At 63.6% G+C, this 21,537-nt stretch carries 18 protein-coding genes; 8 read left to right on the top strand and 10 right to left on the bottom strand.

What is annotated here, in order from left to right:
- Positions 1-121 precede the first annotated feature (121 nt).
- Together ABMD26_RS13110 and ABMD26_RS13105 are read left to right on the top strand one after the other, a co-directional pair.
- The gene (locus tag ABMD26_RS13110) at positions 122-3,109 is read left to right on the top strand and encodes an RHS repeat domain-containing protein (RefSeq protein WP_354309951.1); all 2,988 of its coding nucleotides are present in this window, start codon (positions 122-124) and stop codon (positions 3,107-3,109) included.
- Positions 3,110-3,237: 128 nt separating this feature from the next.
- Entirely contained in the window at positions 3,238-5,229 is a 1,992-nt protein-coding gene (locus ABMD26_RS13105) for an acyltransferase family protein (protein ID WP_354309949.1), read from the top strand.
- Positions 5,230-5,497: 268 nt separating this feature from the next.
- Here ABMD26_RS13105 and etfB read toward each other — a convergent pair whose 3' ends face one another.
- The 6 genes from etfB to ABMD26_RS13075 all read right to left on the bottom strand — a co-directional run bounded on the left by etfB (position 5,498) and on the right by ABMD26_RS13075 (position 13,364).
- On the bottom strand, positions 5,498-6,268 hold the full coding sequence (gene etfB / locus ABMD26_RS13100) for an electron transfer flavoprotein subunit beta (RefSeq protein WP_049861383.1): 771 nt from the start codon (positions 6,266-6,268) through the stop codon (positions 5,498-5,500).
- Between the two features lie 28 nt (positions 6,269-6,296).
- A complete protein-coding gene (gene etfA / locus ABMD26_RS13095; protein WP_354309946.1) occupies positions 6,297-7,517 on the bottom strand; it encodes an electron transfer flavoprotein subunit alpha in 1,221 nt (406 codons plus the stop codon).
- A complete protein-coding gene (gene dgcB / locus ABMD26_RS13090) occupies positions 7,517-9,469 on the bottom strand; it encodes a dimethylglycine demethylation protein DgcB (protein WP_354309944.1) in 1,953 nt (650 codons plus the stop codon). The genes etfA and dgcB overlap by 1 nt, the downstream gene beginning before the upstream one ends.
- Positions 9,470-9,649: 180 nt before the next feature.
- Entirely contained in the window at positions 9,650-11,710 is a 2,061-nt protein-coding gene (gene dgcA, locus ABMD26_RS13085; RefSeq protein WP_134721961.1) for a dimethylglycine demethylation protein DgcA, read from the bottom strand.
- A gap of 18 nt (positions 11,711-11,728) precedes the next feature.
- On the bottom strand, positions 11,729-12,259 hold the full coding sequence (locus tag ABMD26_RS13080) for a DUF5943 domain-containing protein (RefSeq protein WP_134721962.1): 531 nt from the start codon (positions 12,257-12,259) through the stop codon (positions 11,729-11,731).
- Positions 12,260-12,386: 127 nt separating this feature from the next.
- Complete coding sequence (locus ABMD26_RS13075) at positions 12,387-13,364, bottom strand: dipeptidase (RefSeq protein ID WP_049861388.1); 978 nt, start codon at positions 13,362-13,364, stop codon at positions 12,387-12,389.
- A gap of 262 nt (positions 13,365-13,626) precedes the next feature.
- On the opposite strand from ABMD26_RS13075, the gene ABMD26_RS13070 reads away from it, so the two are divergent.
- The gene (locus ABMD26_RS13070) at positions 13,627-14,028 is read left to right on the top strand and encodes a lysozyme inhibitor LprI family protein (protein WP_049861389.1); all 402 of its coding nucleotides are present in this window, start codon (positions 13,627-13,629) and stop codon (positions 14,026-14,028) included.
- A 2-nt stretch (positions 14,029-14,030) separates the two neighbouring features.
- Entirely contained in the window at positions 14,031-14,447 is a 417-nt protein-coding gene (locus ABMD26_RS13065) for a DUF3010 family protein (protein ID WP_354309941.1), read from the top strand.
- Positions 14,448-14,468: 21 nt separating this feature from the next.
- Here ABMD26_RS13065 and ABMD26_RS13060 read toward each other — a convergent pair whose 3' ends face one another.
- Positions 14,469-14,726, bottom strand: a complete 258-nt coding sequence (locus ABMD26_RS13060) for a hypothetical protein (protein WP_122742894.1) — start codon at positions 14,724-14,726, stop codon at positions 14,469-14,471.
- Between the two features lie 80 nt (positions 14,727-14,806).
- Complete coding sequence (locus ABMD26_RS13055; RefSeq protein ID WP_502948317.1) at positions 14,807-15,742, bottom strand: GlxA family transcriptional regulator; 936 nt, start codon at positions 15,740-15,742, stop codon at positions 14,807-14,809.
- Positions 15,743-15,972: 230 nt separating this feature from the next.
- Between ABMD26_RS13055 and choX the strand changes: the two genes are divergently transcribed.
- The 4 genes from choX to ABMD26_RS13035 all read left to right on the top strand — a co-directional run bounded on the left by choX (position 15,973) and on the right by ABMD26_RS13035 (position 19,611).
- A complete protein-coding gene (gene choX, locus ABMD26_RS13050; protein ID WP_049861393.1) occupies positions 15,973-16,893 on the top strand; it encodes a choline ABC transporter substrate-binding protein in 921 nt (306 codons plus the stop codon).
- Positions 16,894-17,192: 299 nt separating this feature from the next.
- A complete protein-coding gene (gene cdhC / locus ABMD26_RS13045) occupies positions 17,193-18,077 on the top strand; it encodes a 3-dehydrocarnitine:acetyl-CoA trimethylamine transferase CdhC (RefSeq protein WP_134721966.1) in 885 nt (294 codons plus the stop codon).
- Between the two features lie 119 nt (positions 18,078-18,196).
- The gene (locus ABMD26_RS13040) at positions 18,197-19,162 is read left to right on the top strand and encodes an L-carnitine dehydrogenase (RefSeq protein WP_354309938.1); all 966 of its coding nucleotides are present in this window, start codon (positions 18,197-18,199) and stop codon (positions 19,160-19,162) included.
- Positions 19,159-19,611: a thioesterase family protein gene (locus ABMD26_RS13035; RefSeq protein ID WP_354309936.1), complete on the top strand. Its 453-nt coding sequence runs from the start codon at positions 19,159-19,161 to the stop codon at positions 19,609-19,611. The genes ABMD26_RS13040 and ABMD26_RS13035 overlap by 4 nt, the downstream gene beginning before the upstream one ends.
- A gap of 36 nt (positions 19,612-19,647) precedes the next feature.
- Here the strand turns inward: ABMD26_RS13035 and ABMD26_RS13030 are convergent, their stop codons facing one another.
- Together ABMD26_RS13030 and ABMD26_RS13025 are read right to left on the bottom strand one after the other, a co-directional pair.
- On the bottom strand, positions 19,648-20,274 hold the full coding sequence (locus ABMD26_RS13030) for a hypothetical protein (protein ID WP_354309934.1): 627 nt from the start codon (positions 20,272-20,274) through the stop codon (positions 19,648-19,650).
- Positions 20,271-21,503: an AAA family ATPase gene (locus tag ABMD26_RS13025; RefSeq protein ID WP_354309932.1), complete on the bottom strand. Its 1,233-nt coding sequence runs from the start codon at positions 21,501-21,503 to the stop codon at positions 20,271-20,273. The genes ABMD26_RS13030 and ABMD26_RS13025 overlap by 4 nt, the downstream gene beginning before the upstream one ends.
- Positions 21,504-21,537 lie beyond the last annotated feature (34 nt).

Raw genomic sequence — 21,537 nt, 5'->3', positions numbered from 1 at the left:
GACCAACGAGGGCGATCTACCCCGCAATTGTCTACACCGGCGCTACGACTTCCCCACGTGGACCCGCCTTCGCCTGATCGGACATAAACAAGGAAATTCATCCGATCACAAGCAGGACAATATGCCGCTCCTCCAACGTTTCTCTAGCCCGTTCGCCATCCATGGCAAGACTCCTGTACTCGTGGTATCAGACTCCCGGGGACTGCCTGTTCGCGACATCGCCTATTGCCGCACCGAAACGGGTACTGCGGCTCAGGCACGTATCAACGTCCAGTGGCACGACGTTGCCGGTCGGTCGATTGCACAATGGGACCCGCGCCAGTTCAGCCATTTCGAAGCTGGGCTCAGTGAAACCCCGAACCAGCGCAACTGCTTCAGTTTGTCTGGCGTACTCCTGAGACAGAAATGCGTAGATTCCGGCTGGAGAGTGTCGCTACAAGACAGCTTGGGACAGCCTCGACAAAGCTGGGACAGTCGAGCAATTCGGGTGACCAGTCACTATGACGAGTTCGCTCGGCTGGTGGCGGTGGAGGAACAGGACAGCGACGGCCAGACGCGCACCCGTCAGCGTCTGACGTATGCGGGGGCGAACGCCGAGAGCGCTGCACTCAATCTATGTGGAGGCCTGACTCGCCAGGACGACGACGTCGGCAGCCTCTTCGCTCAGGGGCTGAGCATCACAGGTCAAACAATGCGCAGTACTCGCCGGTATCTTGCAGCGCAAGCGCTGCCTGACTGGCCTGCTGGCAGCCACGCTCGCGACGCTCTTCTGGAGCCGGGTTCCGGGTACCTCAGCACCAGTGCCTACGACGCTTGCGGTAGTGTGACCGCGAACGTGGACGCGATGGGCAATCAACAAACCTTCACCTGTAACCTCAACGGTTTGCAGTCCAGCGCCCATCTGTTGAGTGCCACAGGTGTGCGCAAAACTCTATTGCTCTCTGTCGACTACGACGCCGCAGGCCGCTCCGTTACTCAGGCACTGGGCAATGGCATGATCACCCGGAGCACGTATTCGAGTACAAGCCAAAACCTGACGCGCCAGATAACCACTCGGCAAGACGGGACGGTACTTCAAGACCTGAGCTACGAATATGATCCCGTCGGCAACGTGCTTGTCATCACCGACTCCTCTCAGTCCGTTGGCTACTTTGCCAATCAGCGCACAGCGCCAATCAACCGCTACGCGTACGATTCCTTGTATCAACTGATCGAAGCGACCGGGCGCGAGACGGCTGCAGCCGGCGGGCAAGGCCCAGGGCTGCCTGAACTTCAGCCATTGATGGCCGACAGCAGTCAGTGGCTCAACTACACCCAAAGCTACAAGTACGATGAGGCCAGCAATCTACGCGAGTTGCGCCACGTCAATGGCCAGCAGAGCCATACCCGACGCTTCGCGGTGGCCCAGCACAGCAATCGCTCACTACCTGAATACAACAGCGAGCTGCCCGATGAGGCACAGTTGGCAGAGGCGTTCGACGGTAATGGCAACCTGCTTCAATGGGTGCGAGGCCAAGACGCTACCTGGGACTTGCGCGATCAACTGCACCGGGTAACCACCGTAAGGCGCGACGCAGCAGACAACGATCATGAATGCTATTTCTACGATGCCTCTGGCAACCGCCTGCGCAAAATCTCAAGCGTACGAACCCGCCAGGGAGCGCACAGTAGCGAGGTGCGCTACCTGCCCGGACTTGAGATCCGCACCGATAGCCGTACTGGCGAACGGTTGCACGTTGTTGTCGCTCAGGCAGGGCTTAGTGGCGTTCGCCTGCTGCATTGGCATGCCGGCAAGCCAGCCCAGCTGGACAATGACCAACTGCGTTACAGCCTCGGTAATCATCTGGGCTGCGCCACGCTGGAGGTCGATGGACTGGCCCAGTTGATCAGCCGGGAAGAATACTACCCCTTCGGTGGCACCGCCTGTCGCGCGGGACGCAGCGAGCTGGAGGCCAGCTACAAGACCATTCGCTATTGCGGCAAAGAGCGCGACGCGAGTGGGCTCTATTACTATGGAATGCGCTACTACGCTCCATGGCTCATGCGTTGGATCAATCCGGACCCAGCGGGAGACAGCGATGGGCTGAACCTCTATTGCATGGTGGGCAATAACCCTGTGACCTTCGTTGACATCATGGGCCTGCAAAAAGGAAAATATCAGCTCGAAGGTGAGAGCCGCGAAGATTATAAAACACGCAAGCAAAAGCTGGATCGCACGGTCAATCAACGCATCGCCCGGTTCAATCAATCCATCAACATCGTCAACGAAAACATCAACGCCCAGCATGCGGCCTTTCGCAACAGCTCCGATGCCAGCGCTCTGGCACAGGCGGCCACTGCCAAAGTAGCTATGCAGACTGTTTCGGCAGTAGCGTCGAGCGTAAGCAGTTTTGCCGCAGGGGCGGGTACCCTTGCCGTGACGCTGCCTGTGCTGGGCCCTGGGGCTCCAGTGGCAGCATTTGCTGCTGGCACTGTAGCCAGCAAAGCGACAAGCGCGGCTGTTGACTACGTCGGGACCAAGGTTGGCGTACCCAAAACAATCAACATTCGTTCGGGCGCCTTCAAGGCCAGCAGCCTGTTAGACAAAGCCGAGGCGCGGGAAGGCAGCATTGACGGCCAGATTGTTGCCAAGCTCAAGAGCACGGCAAAAGCTGTCATCCCTTACGATTTCGACAAAGGCAAGGTAGACAATCACAAGCTGCAGAAACTCGGCGAAGAGGTTGGGAAAGGCGTGGTGGGTGCTTTCGTACCAGGCGGCAAGGTACTCAAGCAGATTCCCGACTTCGCTCGTATCGGACAACAGGCGATTCGAGCAGCGCAAGGTAGCAAGGACAGCGCCAAGATCGATGAAATGATCTATGGCGTGATGACGACCATCGAAGAACTGATGTATCAGTTGGACGAAGTCAGCGAGGCCAACTGGCGAGGGAATGCCTATCCCGGACATCTCACCAATAAGGGCCTGAGCCACGGACCTTCCCTGCAAAGCATGGCCAACAAGCTCAATTCCACCGTCGACAACCTCGAAGGGATGGCCTCCATCCTGGCTCCTGGTTTCGAAATGCGCGAAGGTTACATGCATCGTCGCGCCACTGTTGTACATATGTAGACATCCGTCCGGCTTTGGCATTTTGCTGGAGCGAGTGCAGTAAGGACATATCTTGAAAAGGCGCCAACTGGTGTTGTAGTCGGTGTCTGCTTTAGGGTCGCCTGCCAACAATTATAAAAAGCTGGCTCATGTCATACACCGCTCGTACACATTACACCGCTGGCATCGATGGCCTGCGCGCCATCGCCGTTCTGGCGGTCATCATCTTCCACATCGAGTTCCTCGGCTTCCTTCCGGGGGGCTTTACCGGTGTGGACATGTTCTTCGTCATTTCCGGTTACGTCATCAGCCAGTCCCTGGCCGAACGAGGTGACCGGGCTTTGCATGCCTACCTGCTGGACTTCTACCGCAGACGGGCCTTGCGTATCCTCCCGGCGCTGTTGGTGGTGCTGCTGGTCAGCGTGATGCTGTCCGCCCTGTTGGTACCGCCGGTGTGGCTCAGTACCCACAACGCTGACACCGGCCTGACCGCGTTCCTGGGCGTCAGCAACTTCACCCTGGCCTGGCAGAGCAACACGTATTTCTCTCCCAGCGCCGAATTCAATCCCTACCTGCACACTTGGTCGCTGGGCGTGGAAGAGCAGTTCTACGTGATCTTCCCGGTGCTGTTTTTCTGCTGGCTGCGCTACCACGCCACGCACCTGCTGGCACGGATCGCGTTGCCACTGCTGACCCTGGCGTCGCTGCTGTGGTGCGCGCTGCAGACCCAGGCTGCACCACTGTCGGCGTTCTACCTGTTGCCCAGCCGGTTCTGGGAGCTGGCGGCCGGAGCGCTGTTGTTTCAGATGTTGAGCAACACGACCGGTGGTCGACGCGAGGCAACATGGCCATTGGGTCTGCTGGGCGCCGGGCTGGGGCTGCTGATGGCAGGGTTTGTGTGGACACCTGTGCGCGGCTTTCCCTTCCCCTGGGCGCTGGTCACTGTGGCAGGAACTGCGCTGGCCATCGCGGGCATCGTGCTCGCTGGCGGCGGGCGGCCTGGCTTGTTGCACCGAGCCTTGAGCGCATGGCCGATGACCTATGTCGGGCGCCTGTCCTATTCGCTGTACCTGTGGCACTGGCCTGTGGCGGTGTTCCTGCGCTGGACCGTGGGTCTGGAGACACTGTTCGTGCAGATGCTGTACCCGCTGGTCGTGCTGGGTCTGGCTGCCGCTTCCTACCACTGGATCGAACAACCCATACGCCGTGGCCGCAGTGTGTTTCAACGTCGTGCCAGCCTGACCCTTGGCGCGGCCCTGCTGGCCGTAGGTCTGTCCGCTTGGGCCGCCATGTGGGCGGTGGACAATACCGAACGCCTGTCGTTGAGCACGGTTGCCGACAGCTACACCTGGCACGCCTACAAGCACTACCCCCGCGAACCCATCCAAACGGTCGAGGACCCTGCCCTGCAAGGGCGTCAGCTGTTCGCGCTGGGCGACTCGCACACCGCTGCCTACCGCACGATGTTGAATATCGTCTCGCTGCGCTTGGGCATCGAGGTGGTGGAATACGAACGCGGCGGCTGCGCGGTGGTGAGTCTGCTGGCGGCCGATCCGCCAGCCTGCGGCGCCTGGCGAAATGCCGCGCTGGCCGATATTCGAGCCCGTGCCAAGCCTGGGGATGTGGTGTTTCTGGCGTCCTTGCGCATGCCGGAACTGACGGGACGCGATTGGCAGGGCGATGAGGAGGCGGTCTTCGCCCAAGCGCTCGGCGAGCGCACCGCGCAACAGGCACAGGAGGCTCGCGCTGCCGCCGACGCCGTGCTCGCGCCTCTCCAGGCGGCTGGGCTGACGGTGCTGATCGACGCGCCGGCACCGGTGTTCAAGGCACCGGCGAACCGTTGCTCCGATGTGTTCAACCGCATGAACCCTGTGTGCGCACCTGGATTGACGGTGGAGCGTGATCGGGTAGTGCAGCTGCGTGCGCCGCAGATGCATCTGCTGACGGTATTGGCCCGTGAATACCCGGCGTTGAAAATCTGGGACCCGTTGCCGATCCTTTGCCCGGGCGCAACGTGCTTGGCGTATGACATGGACGCACAGCCGCTGTTCGCCGATGCCGACCATCTGAGCGGCCATGGCAATCGCGTGCTGGAACCTTCATTTACCCAGCTCTTGATACGCCTTTACCAACCGATGTAGACGCGGCGACAGTACGGCCTTGGCGTGTTTCCGTAGCAGCGGCGCGAGCCGCGTCGACGGTGCATGCGGTGTATCTGGAAAACCGCGTCGGCGGTGCATGCGGTGTACTTGGAAGCCCGCGTTAGGGCCGGACGCGGCTTGCGCCGCTGCTACAGGGATCGCGGTGTTTCTGTAGCAGCGGCGCGAGCCGCGTAGGCGGTGCATGCGGTGTACCTGGAGAGCCGCGTCCGGGGTCGGCGCGTCGGCACTGCAGCAACGCGCGATGATTTCAACGCACCACACCTTCCTCGATCAACGCCTTGAGCACCGCCTGCGCGCCCTCCTCGGCGCTCAGGCCCTTGAGCACCTGCCCCCCGCCGCCGCTGGCCTTGGCCGTGGCGGCTTTCATGCGGTCGGCGCCGCTCTTGGCCTTGATCACCTTGAGCCGTTTGGGCCGGGGCTTGGCCGGTTGCAGTTCGGCGCTGTCGAACAACTCGTCGTTGATCACCTCTACCTCATCGACCGCCAGCCTACCCCGTTGAGCAGGCCCATAGGCGCTTTGCCGGGGTTTGGGCGCAGCGTTGTCGACCGTGGCCAGCAAGGGCAGGCGCACGCTCAACCGACGTCGCTGACCACGGGGCAAAGCCTGCAGCACCTGCGCCACCCCGTTGTCGATGGACTCCACCTCCGCCAAACCCACGATCATCGGCCAGCCGAGCTTTTCGGCCAACAGAAACGGCAACATGCCCGAACCTTCACCGGTTTCGGCCTGGGTCCCGGTCAAGACCAGTTGGGCGCCAGCGCCTTGCAGGTAGTCGCACAGTACCGGAAGCGCATCGGCGCCCTGCGGCTGCTCGAGCACGTGCAACTGTTGCAGGCCCATGCCCAGATAGGCGCGCAGGGCCGGCTCGGCGACGTCACCGGCATGCAGCACCTGCAAGTCGTCGCCCGCCAATTGCAGGCCCAGCTCCACGGCGCGGGAGTCCTGGTCGGCGCGCCGAGGCCGGCCGGAAGTCGGGTGGGCGCCGATGGAAACCAGACTGATGACCTTGGTGTTCATGATTGAGCCTCTCTCATCGAGTCGTGCCTCAGGCAGCGTCGCGTTTGGCCGGGTTGCGATAGGCCTGGATGGCGTCGATCAAGGCCAGCATGATCGCCTGGCTGTCGCCGATCACCGACAGGTCCGCGCGCTTGATCATGTCGCAGCCGGGGTCCAGGTTGATGGCGATGACCTTGTCGCAGCCGCCGATGCCCTGCAAATGCTGGATCGCACCGGAAATACCCACGGCCACATAGACCCGCGCGGTGACCCAGGTACCACTGGCGCCCACCTGCCGATCGCGAAGCATGAAGCCGTCGTCCACCGCTACCCGCGAAGCCCCTTCGGTCGCCCCCAGCGCCTGGGCGGTGCGATGAAACAGTTCCCAATCCTTCACCCCGTTGCCGCCTGAAAAGATGAATTCCGATTCAGCCATGGGGATTGCCGCAGGGTCGACCGCCACGGCACCCAAGTCCTCGATGCGCGGCAGGCTGCGCGCCACGGCGGTGGACAACGTCACCGGCAGCACTTCGTGACGGGTTTCATCCACAGGCTCGGCGCATTCGGCGGCAGCCAGCATCAAGCGCGGCAGCGGCCGGGCAATGTCCTGCTGGCCGGCACCGGCACGGCTGACGCACTGGCCGTCCTTGACCTGCCATACCCGCGTCGCGGGGCGCTCACCCAGACGAGCGGCAAAACGCCGTCCCAGTTCGCCACCGCCAGTGCGGCTGTCCGGCAGCAGCCAGTGACGGGGGGAAAACTGATTATCCACCGCCTGCAGGCCCTGAATGCGCTGCTCGGGTGCATAGCCTTCGAATTCGTTGCCATCGAGTACCAGCAAGCGATCCACGCCGGCTGTGTCGAAGGAAGTTTCCTTGTGCTCGCCGAAAACGATGGCCAGTACCGCACCGCCCTCTGCGGCGAGTCGATGGGCCAGGCCCAGCAGATCGCGATCGTGACTGCTCAGGCGACCGCCGACCATGTCCGGTACCACTGCAACATAGAACGCGGGCGCCGCTACTTGATGCAGCGGCAGTTGCACGGTCGTCGTCGCCGAGCGCTTGCTGCCACCGCCCTGTTGAGCACCGCTGCGATCGATTCGCTTGACGCCGTTGGGACCGAGGAAACCGATGCCATGGGGGTTCTTGCGCATCACCCCATTGGGTCCCATCCAGGCGCTGGCCTGTGGCTGCATCGCACTGTGCAACGGGTGCAGACGGTTGCGGGCGATCCACTCGGCCCGCGGGTCGCGGCGAATAATGTCGCTCATCAGCTCATCTCCTCAGCGACTTCACGCTTGGCCGGAACCGGCTTTACTGGCGCGACAGGCTCTTCCTGCAATGCCTCGGCCACCAGCTCGGCGATGTCCTTGATCAAGGGTCGGGGTTCGACCACGCCTTCGAGCATGGCCGTGCATTGCGGGCAGCCGACGGCGACCAGTTCGGCCTGAGTCTCGCGAATGTCTTCCATGCGCATATCGGGGATCCGCTGCTTGCCGGGAATGTCGGTGATCGGCGCGCCGCCGCCGCCGCCGCAGCAACGGGAACGGAAGCCCGAGCGCTGCATTTCCCTGACCTCGATGCCCAAGGCCTTGAGCACGTCGCGCGGCGCCTGGTACTCGCCGTTATAGCGGCCCAGGTAGCACGGGTCGTGGTAGGTGACGCTGCCCCCCTTGTGCTGGCCGAGCTTGAGCTTGCCCGCAGTGACCAGCTCAGCCATGAAGGTGCTGTGGTGCAGCACTTCGTAGTGACCGCCCAGGGCGCCGTATTCGTTCTTCAAGACATGAAAGCTGTGCGGGTCGCAGGTGACGATGCGCTTGAAGCTGTACTTGCCCAAGGTGCCGATATTGCGCTTGGCCAGCAGTTGAAAGGTCGCCTCGTCGCCCAGTCGCCGTGCCACGTCGCCGCTGTCGCGTTCTTCGAGACCCAGTACGGCGAAATCGACCTTGGCGGCTTTCAGCACTTTGACGAAGGCGCGCAGGGTGCGCTGGTTGCGCATGTCGAAGGCACCGTCACCGACCCAGAACAGCACGTCGGCGTTTTCCTTGTCGCCGAGCAGCTGCAGATTCAGGTCCGCGGCCCAGTTCATGCGGCCGCCGGGGTTGAAACCGCCGGGGTTGTCGGTGGCGATCAGGTTGTCCAGCACTTCGGCGCCCTTGTTGGGGGTGGCGCCTTTTTCCAGCGTCAGGTGGCGGCGCATGTCGACGATGGCGTCGACGTGCTCGATCATCATCGGGCACTCTTCCACACAGGCGCGGCAGGTGGTGCACGACCACAGCGTGTCGGCATCGACCAGGCCGTTGACGATCGGCTGATGGGGATTGCCGCCGTGCTCGCCGATGGCCTTGCCAGGGTACGGGCTGCCCGCGAACCTGGCATCGGTGCCACCGGCCAGGCCCACGACCATGTCCTGAATGAGCTTCTTGGGGTTCAGCGGCTGGCCAGCGGCGAACGCCGGGCAGGCGGCCTCGCACTTACCGCACTGCACGCAGGCATCGAAGCCCAGCAACTGGTTCCAGGTGAAGTCCTTGGGCTTTTCCACACCCAGCGGTGCCGTAGGGTCGTTCAGGTCCAGCGGCTTCAGGCCGGTCGAGCGACCGCCGCCGAAGCGCTCGGCGCGGCGGTGCCAGGCCAGGTGCAAGGCGCCGGCGAAGGCGTGCTTCATCGGCCCGCCCCAGGTCAGCCCGAGAAACAACTCGGATACGCCCCAGGCCACGCCGATGCCCAGCACCACGGCCAGCACCCAGCCGCCGAAGTTCATCGGCAGGATACCGGCCACCGGCAAGGTGGCGATGAAGAAGGTCGCCGAGAACATCAGCAGGCTTTTCGGCAGGCGCATCCACGGGCCCTTGGACAGGCGCGCGGGCGGGTTGAGACGGCGGGCGTAGACGAAGCAGGCCCCGACGAACATCAGCGCCGTGGCCAACAGCAGCGCGTAGCCAAGAATGCGGTTGTGCAGGCCGAAGCCGTGCACCAGCACCGCCAGCACCGCCGCCAGCACTGCGCCACCGGCCGTGGCCACGTGGGTGTTGGCGATGTACTTGTCGCGGGCGACCACATGGTGCAGGTCGACCATGTAGCGCTTGGGCATGGCCAGCAGGCCGCCCACCAGATCGACCTGTGAAGGCCGGCCGCGGCGCCACATATTGATTCGCCGCACGGCGCCCAGAACGGCCAGGGCCAGGGCGGCGAACAGCAGGATGGGAAGCAGTGTATTCAGCATGGTGAAGCCCCTGCGGACCAAGAGGTCCCAATAACGGGAAGCCGAAGCGGACTGTGTGGGAGCGGGTCGGCCGGCGTTCCGGTCTGCCCGCGAAGCGGACTCCGCGGTGCCCCATTCGCGGGCAGACCGGAACGCCGGCCGACCCGCTCCCACAAGATCGGCGTCAAGCTTGGGACGGCGTCAAAAATCCTTGCACAGGCGCAGCGCGTCGTAGATCGCGGCGTGGGTGTTGCGCTGGGCCACGCAGTCGCCGATGCGAAACAGCAGATAGTCGTCGCCCGAGGTACTCAACGACGGCTGCGGCTGGATCGCGAACAGGGCGTCGATGTCCATCTGGCCCTTGTTGCGCGAACCCTGCTTGAGTTCGTAATAGAGCTTCTCGTCGGGCCGCACGCCGTTCTCCACCACCACCTGATCGACCACCCGTTCTTCCTTGGCGCCGGTGTATTCGTTCTCCAGCACCGCCACCAGCTTGTCGCCTTCGCGGTAGACCTTTTCCAGCATGAGGTCGCCGGTCATGATCACCTCCTTGGGGTACATGCTGCGGTAGTAGGTGGGGAACGACGTACCGCCGATCGCCACGCCCGGCTTGATGTCGTCGGTGACGATCTCGACCTGGCAGCCCTTGTCGGCCAGGAAGTCGGCCACCGACATGCCGGTGAACTCGCAGATGGTGTCGTACACCAGGACGTTCTTGCCCGGCGCGACCTTGCCGTCGAGCACGTCCCAGCTGCTGACCACCAGACCCTCGGCGGCGCCCCAGTGCTCGCCCTGCTCGAGAAACGGATGACCGCCCACGGCCAGCACGACGATGTCCGGGCGCAGGTCCATGATGGTGTCGGCATCGGCGGCAGTGCCCAGGCGCAGATCGACTTTCAAGCGTGCCAGCTCCAACTGGAACCAGCGGGTGATGCCAGCGATCTGATCACGCTGCGGCGCCTTGGACGCCGTGGTGATCTGGCCGCCGATGAATTCCTTCTTCTCGAACAGGGTCACGTCGTGGCCGCGTTCGGCCGACACACGTGCCGCTTCCATGCCGGCCGGGCCGGCGCCGACCACCACCACCTTGCGCTTGACGCCGGTGGATTTTTCGATGATGTGCGGCACGCCCATGTATTCCCGCGACGTGGCGGCGTTCTGGATGCACAGCACGTCCAGGCCTTGATACTGCCGGTCGATGCAGTAGTTGGCGCCCACGCACTGCTTGATCTGATCGACCTGGCCCATCTTGATCTTGGCGATCAGGTGCGGGTCGGCGATGTGCGCGCGGGTCATGCCGACCATGTCCACGTAGCCGCCTTCCAGAATGCGCGTGGCCTGGTTCGGGTCCTTGATGTTCTGCGCGTGCAGCACCGGGATGTTCACCACTTCCTTGATACCGGCCGCCAGGTGCAGGAACGGCTCCGGTGGATAGCTCATGTTGGGGATGACGTTGGCCAGGGTGTTGTGGGTGTCGCAACCCGAGCCCACCACACCGAGGAAATCGAGCATGCCGGTATCGCTGTAGTACTTGGCGATTTCCTTCATGTCCTCATGGCTGAGGCCGTCGGGATGGAACTCGTCGCCGCAGATGCGCAGGCCCACGCAGAAGTCGTCGCCGACTTCCTTGCGCACGGCCTTGATCACCTCGATGCCGAAGCGCATGCGGTTTTCAAAGCTGCCGCCCCACTCGTCGGTACGCTTGTTGACCCGCGGGCTCCAGAACTGGTCGATCATGTGCTGGTGCACCGCCGACAGTTCCACGCCGTCCAGGCCACCGGCCTTGGCCCGCGCCGCAGCGCTGGCGTAGTTGCCGATCACCCGCCAGATCTCTTCGGGCTCGATGGTCTTGCAGGTGGCGCGGTGCACCGGCTCGCGAATGCCCGAGGGCGACATCAGCGTCGGCCAGTGCTCGCCGTCCCAGCGCGAACGACGGCCCATGTGGGTGATCTGGATCATGATCTTTGCGCCATGCTTGTGCATGGCATCGGCAAGGTTCTGGAAGTGCGGAATGATCTTGTCGGTGGCCAGGTTCACCGATTTCCACCAGCCCTGAGGGCTGTCGATGGCTACGCTGGAGGAGCCGCCGCAAATGGCCAGGCCTATCCCGCCTTTTGCTTTCTCTTCGTAGTATTTGACGTAACGATCGGTGGTCATGCCGCCGTCGGTGGCGTAGACCTCGGCGTGCGCGGTGCTGAGCACGCGGTTGCGGATCGTCAGCTTGCCGATCTGGATCGGCTGGAACATCGCTTCGAAAGCCATGGCGGCGTCTTCCTCGACTTACAACGGTTTCACGGTGAAGAGGCCATCTTCGTGACCTTCTTCGGAGCCGCCGTAGACTTGCTCGGCGACGGTACGAATGCTGCTGCCGCGTGCGGCGAGAATCTGGTCCATGGCCCCGGCGAACCAGCCGGTGAACATGTAGTCGACCTTGCGCCCGACCTTGCCGTACACGTAGACGAAGCAGGAGTGTTCCAGCTTGACGCTGCAGGTGCCTTTATCCAGATCGATGTCCTGGATCTTGAACAGCCCCCAGCCGCGCTGCGACAGACGCTTCATGTAGTGCTCGAACACCGCGACGCCTTTCAGGCCATGGCATTCGGCTTCTTTCTCGCACCAGTGCCAGGCGGATTTGTAGCCGGCCTTGTAGAGGATCTCGGCATAGGCGTCGGCGCCCAGCACTTCCTCGATGCCCATGTGGTTGTTGACGAAGAAGTGGCGTGGCACGTAGAGCATCGGCAGGGCGTCGGAAGTCCAGACGCCGGTTTCGCTGTCGACTTCGATGGGCAGTTGCGGGGCGATCTTGGCCATGTGCTTGAACTCCGGAATCAGTAGTTGGCTGCCACGCGCAAACACCGGGTTGCGGCGTTCGCGGGCAGAGCCCGCTCCCACAGGGGTGAGCGGCTGGAATAAGAAATGCGGCGTGTCAGGTCGGGCGTTATTCGCCCCAAACGTCCTTGAGGACGTTGACCCAGTTCTCGCCCATGATCTTGCGCACCACGCGTTCGCTGTGGCCGCGTTTGAGCAGGGTTTCGGTGAGGTTGGGGAATTCACCCACGGTGCGGATGCCCAGCGGGTTGATGATCTTGCCGAAGCTGGTCAGGCGGCGGGCGTAGCCCTTGTCGTGGGTCAGGTATTCGAAGAAGTCCTGGCCATGGCCCTGGGTGAAGTCGGTACCGATGCCGATGGCGTCTTCGCCGACGATGTTCATGGTGTATTCGATGGCTTCGGCGTAGTCGTCGATGGTCGAATCGATGCCCTTGGCCAGGAACGGCGCGAACATGGTCACGCCAACGAAACCGCCATGGTCGGCGATGAACTTCAGCTCTTCGTCGGACTTGTTGCGCGGGTGCTCCTTGAGGCCCGAAGGCAGGCAGTGGGAGTAGCACACCGGCTTCTTGGATTCGAGAATGACTTCTTCACTGGTTTTCGAGCCGACGTGGGACAGGTCGCACATCACGCCCACGCGGTTCATCTCGGCGACGATTTCGCGGCCGAACCCGGACAGCCCACCGTCGCGCTCGTAGCAGCCGGTCCCGACCAGGTTCTGGGTGTTGTAGCACATCTGCACGATGCCCACGCCCAGCTGCTTGAACACTTCCACGTAGCCGATCTGGTCCTCGTAGGCATGGGCGTTCTGGAAGCCGAAAAGGATGCCGGTCTTGCCGATTTCCTTGGCCTTGCGAATGTCGGCGGTAGTGCGCACGGGCATCACCAGGTCGCTGTTCTCGCGCATCAGCTTCTGGCTCTTGCAGATGCTGTCGACGGTGGCCTGGAAGCCTTCCCACACCGACACCGTGCAGTTGGCCATGGTCAGACCGCCCTTGCGCATGTCCTCGAACAGCTCGCGGTTCCATTTGGCAATGATCAGCCCGTCGATAACGATGCTGTCGGCGTGCAATTCGGCTGGGCTCATCAGGCGGTCCCCATCAGGCAAGTCAGGCGCCGAATCGTATGCCGGCGCTTCATGGGGCCAGCATATGCCTGCGCGACACGGCGACCGGATGCAAAAACGACAGGGGAATTGCCGAAAGCGTCAACGCCCGACGCAAAACGGAACCGTGCCCGGCCACTCCATGAAAAATGCTGCCTGCCATCGCTCTGCCCCTATGCTTTACCCCGCCCCTGAGACAGAATCACCGGTAATCATCACTGTTCAACGGGTTAGGTAGATCCTCATGAGATTCACGCTGCTGATGCTTGCCCTGCTGTCCTTCGCCGCCCAGGCCGAAGAGTCCGATGGCCCCACCCCGTGCGACAACGTGGAAACCGATCAGCAGAGCTACGATTGCTCGGCCTACAACCGCAAGACATCGGAAACCGAAATGAGCGAGTCGTACACCGACCTGCTCGACCGCATCAACTCCCAGTTCCCCAAGGGCTCGCCAGAGCTCAAGGCGTTCACCGACAAGCTCAAGGCGGCCCAGGACCTGTGGACCAGGTCGCGCGATGCCGATTGCGACGTGTACACGGTCAATGCCGGCAAAGGCACCAAGGCCTATGAAATCGCCCAGAACGATTGCCGCGCGCAGAAGAGCGACGAGCGTTCCGAGTTCCTGCAATCGGTGGGCCTGGAGTGAGCGTGAAAATAGCCGGGATCGAGATCAAGGGCAGCGAAGCGATCTTCGCCGTGGTGGAATACGTTGACGCCGATTTGGCGCATGTGCCCGCCACCGTCAAGAAGATTGCCCTGGAAGACGATGATATCGCCGCGAACGTGCGGCAGTTCCGCACGCAAGTCGCAGCGTTCATCAGCGATAACGGGTTGAAGATGCTCGCCATCAAGAAGCGCGGCAAGAAAGGCGAGTTCGCCGGCGGGCCGACCACCTTCAAGATCGAAGGCGTGCTGCAACTGCTCGAAGGCTGCGAGGCGGTGCTGGTATCGCCGCAGACCATCAGCGCCCAGGCCAAGAAGCTGGCCGAGCTGCCGGGCAGCTTGAACAAGTACCAGCACGAGGCCTACAAGGCTGCCTGCGCGGTATTGCTCAAGGCCCGGTGACCATGGGGGCTCAAGCGCCCGTCACTCCTCCTCGTTCACCCGGCAATCCAGGCTGATGTCCGTTGGGTTGTCGGCGTCCTGCGCCACGAAGGCGCGTGTCCTGCGTTCGGCATCTGCCAGGCTGTCGGCCTCTACAGGCAGATCCACCAGGGTGTTGTTCCAGGCGTCGGTTGCCTGATTGTCGATGACGCGACAGTCGTACCAGGCGGCCGATGCAGGCCCGGCCAGGGTCAGCAATGCTGCGGTAACCAGGCTCGATGCAATGATTTGCTTGCCCATTTCGATGATTCCTTTATCGATGAATGAGCGCGCAGGTTAGCGGCCACGTGGCGTGCAGGGACGGTACATATGCATTGGCTTTACCGGCGCCGATCTTCCCGCGGGCAGCGGGCGAACCGCGCCCGATAGCTGCGGGTGAAATACGACGGTGAATCGAAACCGCAGGCGATGCTCACCTCCAGCACGCTCATCGGCGTCTGGCGCAGCAATTGCCGGGCTTTCTCCAGACGCAGGCGCAGGTAGAAATTGCTTGGCGTGTCATCCAGGTGCAGCCGAAACAGGCGCTCCAACTGGCGTCGCGTGACCTTGGCCAGCTCGGCCAGTTGCAGCGTGCTCAGCGGCGGTTCGGTGTGCTGTTCCATTTCGCCGATCACTTGCACCAGCTTCTTGTTGTCGATGCCGTAGCGCGAGGCGATCTGCATTCGCTGATGGTCCTTGCGCGGCCGGATGCGGCCGACCACGAATTGCTCCGACACCTGGATCGCCAGCTCGCTGCCGTGGGCCTGGCCGATCAGATCGAGCATCAGATCGATGCAGGCGGTACCACCGGCGCAGGTGATGCGCGCGCTGTCGGTTTCGAACAGTTCCTGGCTGGCGCTCAGTGCCGGATAGGACTCGCGGAAGGCATCCAGAGCCTCCCAGTGCAGCGCCACCCGGTGGCGCTCGAGCAGGCCCGCTTCGGCCAGGACAAAGCTGCCGGTGTCGATGCCGCCCAGGGTCACCCCTTCGCGATCCAGCCGGCGCAGCCAGTCGCGCAGCGCCCCATCGAAGGTTGCCAATGGCTCGAAACCCGCCACCACCAGCAATGTCGCGCCTTTGGCCAGCGGCCCGAGCGCGCCGTCGGCATTCACCGACATGCCATTGCTGGCCAGCACCGCGCCGCCATCCAGGCTCACCACCTGCCAGCGATACAGCTCGCCACGAAAGCGGTTCGCCACCCGCAGCGGCTCGATCGCCGAGATGAAGCCCAGTGCGGAGAAACCGGGCAGCAGCAGAAAGTGGAAGTCTTGGGCCATGGCGTGCTCTGTGATTTCTGCGGCGCGATCCCGTGGGCGCGGGGCGGACGGCGAGCCCTCTGCCCGCGAAGAGGGCCTCTGTGAAACACCACTAATACCCAGCACGTCGCCACTGTGCAAGCGCCGGTCGCCGCAGTGCGATTTTTCCCGCAGCAGGCTGCGTACCTTATGCAAACGGTGCGTAGACACCGCCTCCATAACAATTCGAACTGCCGCGTGAGGGAGCCATCATGAACAGACTGATCAGCTGCTGCCTGCTGATGCTTACTGGTACCGCACTGTTGACCGGCACCGCCAGCGCCGCGGAACCGGCCAGTTGCAAGAACGTACGCCTGGGCGTGGTCAACTGGACCGATGTGATCGCCACCAGCGCCATGACCCAAGTGCTGCTTGAAGACCTGGGCTACAACGTCAAACAGACCAGCGCTTCCCAGCAGATCATCTTCGCCGGCATTCGCGACCAGCGCCTGGACATGTTCCTGGGCTACTGGAATCCGCTGATGACCCAGACCATCACGCCCTTCGTGGAGCAGAAGCAGGTGCGCGTGCTCGACCAACCGAGCCTCAAGGACGCCCGCGCCACCCTGGCCGTACCGACCTACCTGGCCGACAAGGGCCTGAAAAGCTTCGCCGACATCGCCAGATTCAAGAAGGAGCTGGGCGGCAAGATCTACGGCATCGAGCCGGGGTCCGGCGCCAATACCCAGATCAAGGACATGATCGCCAGGAACCGCTTCGGCCTGGGTGACTTTCAACTGGTGGAGTCCAGCGAGGCCGGGATGCTGTCGGCGGTGACTCGCGCGGTGAAGCGCAACGAGGCCATCGTGTTCTTCGGCTGGGCGCCGCACCCGATGAACGTCAACCAGGACATGACCTACCTGACCGGCAGCGAAGACGCCCTGGGCCCGAACGAAGGCATGGCCACGGTGTGGACGGTGACCGCGCCGGACTACGCCAGCCGCTGCCCGAACGCGGACAAGCTGCTGAGCAACCTGACCTTCACGGCCGCAGACGAGAGCCGAATGATGCAACCGCTGCTGGAGCACAAGGACGCCTTCGACTCGGCCCGACAATGGCTCAAGGACCACCCGCAAGACCGCCAGCGCTGGCTGCAGGGCGTGACCACCTTCGACGGCAAACCCGCCTCCTGAGCACCCTGTAGCAGCACCTGTGGGAGCGGGTTCTACCCGCGAACGGTTCACCACCGAAGATGGACAAGACCGCGCTGCATCAGCAACACCGCGAATACCGCCGACGCGGCTCGCGCCGCTGCTACAACGGCCGGCGGCGCCTGTGGGAGCGGGTTCTACCCGCGAACGGCTCACCACCGTAGACGGAGGACCGCGCCGTACCTGTGGGAGCGGGTTCTACCCGCGAAGGGTTCACCACCGTAGATGGACAAGACCGCGCTGCACCAGCCACACAGCACAGACCCATAAGGACCACTGCAATGAACCACGACGTCATCATCACCTGCGCCTTGACCGGTGCTGGCGATACCACCGCCAAAAGCCCCCACGTTCCCGTTACACCGAAGCAGATCGCTGCTGCGGCCGTGGAAGCCGCCAAGGCCGGGGCCACCGTGGTGCACTGCCACGTACGCGACCCACAGACCGGCCGCTTCAGCCGCGACGTGGCGCTGTACCAGGAAGTGATGGAGCGCATCCGCGAGGCGGACATCGACATCATCGTCAACCTCACCGCCGGCATGGGCGGCGACCTGGAAATCGGCCCCGGAGAAACGCCGATGGCCTTCGGTGCTGGCACCGACCTGATCGGTCCCCTGGCGCGCCTGGCCCATGTCGAAGCGCTGCTGCCGGAGATCTGCACCCTGGACTGCGGCACTCTGAATTTCGGCGACGGCAACAGCATCTACGTATCCACTCCCGAGCAACTACGTGCAGGCGCCCGGCGCATCACCGAGCTGGGGGTGAAGGCGGAGCTGGAAATCTTCGACACCGGCCACCTGTGGTTCGCCAAGCAGATGATCAAAGAAGGACTGCTGCACGATCCGCTGTTCCAGCTGTGCCTGGGCATCCCCTGGGGCGCGCCGGCCGATACCACCACCATGAAGGCCATGGTCGACAACCTGCCGGCGGAGGCGGTGTGGGCCGGCTTCGGTATCGGCCGCATGCAGATGCCCATGGCCGCGCAGGCCGTGCTGCTCGGCGGCAACGTGCGGGTCGGGCTGGAAGACAACATCTGGCTGGAGAAAGGCGTGCTGGCCACCAACGGTCAACTGGTGGAACGGGCCAGCGAGATTCTGACCCGGCTCGGGGCACGGGTGCTGACGCCGGCCGAGGGGCGGCAAAAGATGAACCTCGTTCGACGGTGATTTCTTTGGTGCCTCCAGAGGGCCTCTTCGCGGGCAGAGACCCGCTCCCACACGGTTCGTGCTCATCTTGTGGGAGCGCGAAGAGGCCCTCACCCCACACACTTCTCCAGGAACAACCCATGACCTACATCACCCACATCAACACCTTCGCCGCCCTGGGCAGCGGAGTCATCGGCAGCGGCTGGGTTGCCCGCGCCCTCGCCCATGGCCTGGACGTCGTCGCCTGGGACCCGGCGCCCGGTGCCGAAGCTGCCTTGCGCCAGCGCATCGCCAATGCCTGGCCCGCCCTGGTCAAGCAAGGTCTGGCGGCGGGTGCAGCGCAGTCGCGGCTGCGCTTCGTGGCCACTGTCGAGGACTGCGTGCGCGACGCTGACTTCATCCAGGAAAGCGCTCCAGAGCGGCTGGAACTCAAGCTGGAACTGCACGCCCGCATCAGCGCCGCCGCCAAGCCCGACGCCTTGATCGGTTCCAGCACCTCTGGCCTGCTGCCCAGCGAGTTCTATGAAAGCGCCACACATCCGGAACGCTGCGTCGTCGGGCACCCGTTCAACCCGGTCTACCTGCTGCCGTTGGTGGAGGTGGTCGGCGGCCGACACACCGCACCCGAGGCAGTCCAGGCGGCCATCAGCGTTTACGAAAGCCTGGGTATGCGCCCGCTGCACGTGCGCAAGGAAGTGCCCGGTTTCATCGCCGACCGCCTGCTCGAAGCGCTGTGGCGCGAAGCCTTGCACCTGGTCAACGACGGCGTGGCCACCACGGGCGAAATCGACGACGCCATTCGTTTCGGCGCCGGCTTGCGCTGGTCGTTCATGGGCACCTTCCTGACCTACACCCTGGCGGGCGGCGACGCCGGCATGCGGCATTTCATGAACCAGTTCGGCCCGGCCCTGAAGCTGCCCTGGACCTACCTGCCCGCGCCGGAGCTGACCGACACGCTGATCGACGATGTCGTGGCCGGGACCTCGGCGCAACTGGGGGAACGCAGTATTGGCGCCCTGGAGCGTTACCGCGACGATTGCCTGCTGGCGGTGCTGGACGCGGTACGGGTGACCAAGGCCCGCCACGGCATGAGCTTCGAAGAATGATCACCTATCAAACGCCCGTGCTCGCGGAGTGGGTGGACTACAACGGCCATCTGCGCGATGCGTTCTACCTGTTGATCTTCAGCTACGCCACCGACGCATTCATGGCCCGCATCGGGGTCGATCCGCAGCGTGACCAGCACTCGCTGTTCACCCTGGAATGTCACCTCAACTATCTGCACGAGGTGAAGCAGGGGGCCGAGGTGCAGGTGCGCACGCGGGTGCTGGCCCATGACCGCAAGCGAGTGCAGGTGTACCACACGCTGCACTTGCAAGGCGTGGACAAGGTACTGGCGGCCAGCGAGCAGATGCTGTTGCATGTGGATTTGCAGGGGCCCAAATCGGCGGTATTCGGGGAGGCTTCGCTGACAGTGCTGGGCGAGGCTTTCGAGGCGCAGCGGCATCAGCCTGCAGCCGAGTATGCCGGCCGACGGATCGCGTTGCCTGGCTGAATACCGTGTTGCGCCCTTCGCGGCCACGGACCGCTCCTACGGGGTTTGGGTTGCGCCGTAGGAGCGGTCATCGGCCGCGAAAGCTGCACCACGCACTTCCTGCCGATCCACCGCCGCGGCAATCAGCGGCGCCATCTCGCGCAGCCCTTCGAGCCCGATCTTGCCCTCCTCGAACAAGCGCAACCACTGTCGCCGCACGCGCATCACGCGCTCGTCGTCGCGCAATGGCAGGTGCTTGAGGGTGTACTCGGCCCGCGCCCGCACCGCTTCCGGCACTTTGTCGGTCAGCACCAGTTGCAGCGACGGCAGCAACACCTCGAACCAGCCCTCGCGCACTTCGAACGGATCGAGAAAGTCCTCGGCTTTCTTGCTGCCCTTGGCACTGTTCATCCAGGCATCGACATAGCGATAGTTGCTCCACTCGTAGGCCATGCCGCGGTCCTCATCACAGCTGATGAAATGCTCCACGGTGCCGCTGGGAATGTACATGGCACCGAAGGCACAGCGGTTGGCGAAGCCCTCGCCCAGTTGCGGACGGAACGGCGACCAGTAGTCCCGCGGCCTGCCAACGTCAGGATTGTCCTGCAACCAGGCGTTGCCGCGCTGGCGGCAGCGCTCGTCGAAGCCGTGGGGCTCGGGCAGTGGATGAACGAGCTCGATCATGCCTGCACGCCTCCTTTGGCAACGACCCAGACCGGCCAGAAATGATCCCCCGCAGGCAAGGCTCGCAGCAGCTGCGACTGGATCGCTGCCTCACTGTCCAGCCCCTCGGGTAGGCCAGATCGCTCGCCGCGCATCCAGGCTTCGGCGGCGCCGATGGCCGCTTCCGCTTCCACCGAGCGCGCCTGGCGCAGACCGAAGCTCTGGGACACCAGCCAGTTCACCGCATCGCCCTGCGCCGCCCAGGCTTGCCGGTGCAACTGCACCTGGCCGTCCTGTACGCTCAGGGTGAAGAGCGCATCGCGCGCATCGACGAACTGGGTCTCCATGGAAGCCAGCACCAGCGGCGAATGGGTGGCCACGATCATCTGCACCGCCAGGCGCTGGCGAGTCAGCGCGCCGACCACATCCATCAGCGCAGGGACGATGCGACGCTGCCACTGCGCATGCAGATGGCACTCGACCTCATCCACCAGAAACACCAGCTCATCGCTCGGCCGTACTCCGGCCAGGCGACAGGCCCGGCGGTGCCCTTCCCAGGTCCAGACCAGCATGTAGGCCAGGGCCACGACGCGGCGGATCGCACTGGAGGTTTCGGGCAGGGGCACTTGTCCCTGGGGCCGCTGCAGGGTCGGGTATTCGGTTTCATCGAGCAGGCCGATATGGCACGGCCGGCCGGGCAGCAGCAACTCCTCGCGCGACGGCGACAATGCGCGCAGGACCTGCTTCAAGGCAGCGAACGCCTTGCAGCCGTGGGTTCGCTGCCAGCGTACCCAGTCGTTGATCAAGCCATTGCACAGGCGCCCCTGCCCCGCCATCGACGTACCGTGCCACAGCTGGTTTTCATCGAAGTGATAGGCCGCCAGCTCACCCGCGTTGCGCACCGGGTCCCAGGCGCTGAAGGTGCCATTGGCATGGGCATACACCACCAGCGAACGGTTCGGCGTGGCGTCGCCTACCGGTGTCCAGCGGTCTCGCTGCCAGGCCCATTGCCCGGCGCTGCGGTCCGCGCCGGTGAAACGATAATCGATGACCGGCAGCGCCGACGACTCGCGCGCCTTGATCGGCTTGCCTGCGGCCCAGGTGCGGGTCAGCACCCACCACGCCGTATCGAGCACGAAACTCTTGCCCAGACCGTTGTCGCCGGTGATGAAGTTGAGGCGTGGCGCCAGCCCGATCGGGCCCAGGGCTGGAGAGGGGCCGACGCCTTGAAAGGAGAGAAAGTCGAGCATGTCCGTTGCCGTCCATTGAAAGTGAACGGCAAGG

The sequence above is a fragment of the Pseudomonas sp. PvP001 genome (assembly GCF_040546375.1).
Lineage (GTDB): Bacteria > Pseudomonadota > Gammaproteobacteria > Pseudomonadales > Pseudomonadaceae > Aquipseudomonas > Aquipseudomonas coleopterorum.
The sequence above is the reverse complement of the archived record's forward strand: the minus strand, read 5'-3'. Positions and strand labels throughout refer to the sequence as shown.

What these genes read in the sequence shown, in the direction of transcription:
- ABMD26_RS13030 (WP_354309934.1), bottom strand. Translation starts at nt 20,274, where the DNA reads ATGATCGAGCTCGTTCATCCACTGCCCGAGCCCCACGGCTTCGACGAG.
- ABMD26_RS13060 (WP_122742894.1), bottom strand. Translation starts at nt 14,726, where the DNA reads ATGGGCAAGCAAATCATTGCATCGAGCCTGGTTACCGCAGCATTGCTG.
- etfB (WP_049861383.1), bottom strand. Translation starts at nt 6,268, where the DNA reads ATGAACACCAAGGTCATCAGTCTGGTTTCCATCGGCGCCCACCCGACT.
- ABMD26_RS13075 (WP_049861388.1), bottom strand. Translation starts at nt 13,364, where the DNA reads ATGAGCCCAGCCGAATTGCACGCCGACAGCATCGTTATCGACGGGCTG.
- ABMD26_RS13070 (WP_049861389.1), top strand. Translation starts at nt 13,627, where the DNA reads ATGAGATTCACGCTGCTGATGCTTGCCCTGCTGTCCTTCGCCGCCCAG.
- choX (WP_049861393.1), top strand. Translation starts at nt 15,973, where the DNA reads ATGAACAGACTGATCAGCTGCTGCCTGCTGATGCTTACTGGTACCGCA.
- etfA (WP_354309946.1), bottom strand. Translation starts at nt 7,517, where the DNA reads ATGAGCGACATTATTCGCCGCGACCCGCGGGCCGAGTGGATCGCCCGC.
- ABMD26_RS13080 (WP_134721962.1), bottom strand. Translation starts at nt 12,259, where the DNA reads ATGGCCAAGATCGCCCCGCAACTGCCCATCGAAGTCGACAGCGAAACC.
- ABMD26_RS13025 (WP_354309932.1), bottom strand. Translation starts at nt 21,503, where the DNA reads ATGCTCGACTTTCTCTCCTTTCAAGGCGTCGGCCCCTCTCCAGCCCTG.
- ABMD26_RS13035 (WP_354309936.1), top strand. Translation starts at nt 19,159, where the DNA reads ATGATCACCTATCAAACGCCCGTGCTCGCGGAGTGGGTGGACTACAAC.
- ABMD26_RS13110 (WP_354309951.1), top strand. Translation starts at nt 122, where the DNA reads ATGCCGCTCCTCCAACGTTTCTCTAGCCCGTTCGCCATCCATGGCAAG.
- dgcB (WP_354309944.1), bottom strand. Translation starts at nt 9,469, where the DNA reads ATGCTGAATACACTGCTTCCCATCCTGCTGTTCGCCGCCCTGGCCCTG.
- dgcA (WP_134721961.1), bottom strand. Translation starts at nt 11,710, where the DNA reads ATGGCTTTCGAAGCGATGTTCCAGCCGATCCAGATCGGCAAGCTGACG.
- ABMD26_RS13105 (WP_354309949.1), top strand. Translation starts at nt 3,238, where the DNA reads ATGTCATACACCGCTCGTACACATTACACCGCTGGCATCGATGGCCTG.
- ABMD26_RS13055 (WP_502948317.1), bottom strand. Translation starts at nt 15,742, where the DNA reads ATGGCCCAAGACTTCCACTTTCTGCTGCTGCCCGGTTTCTCCGCACTG.
- ABMD26_RS13040 (WP_354309938.1), top strand. Translation starts at nt 18,197, where the DNA reads ATGACCTACATCACCCACATCAACACCTTCGCCGCCCTGGGCAGCGGA.
- cdhC (WP_134721966.1), top strand. Translation starts at nt 17,193, where the DNA reads ATGAACCACGACGTCATCATCACCTGCGCCTTGACCGGTGCTGGCGAT.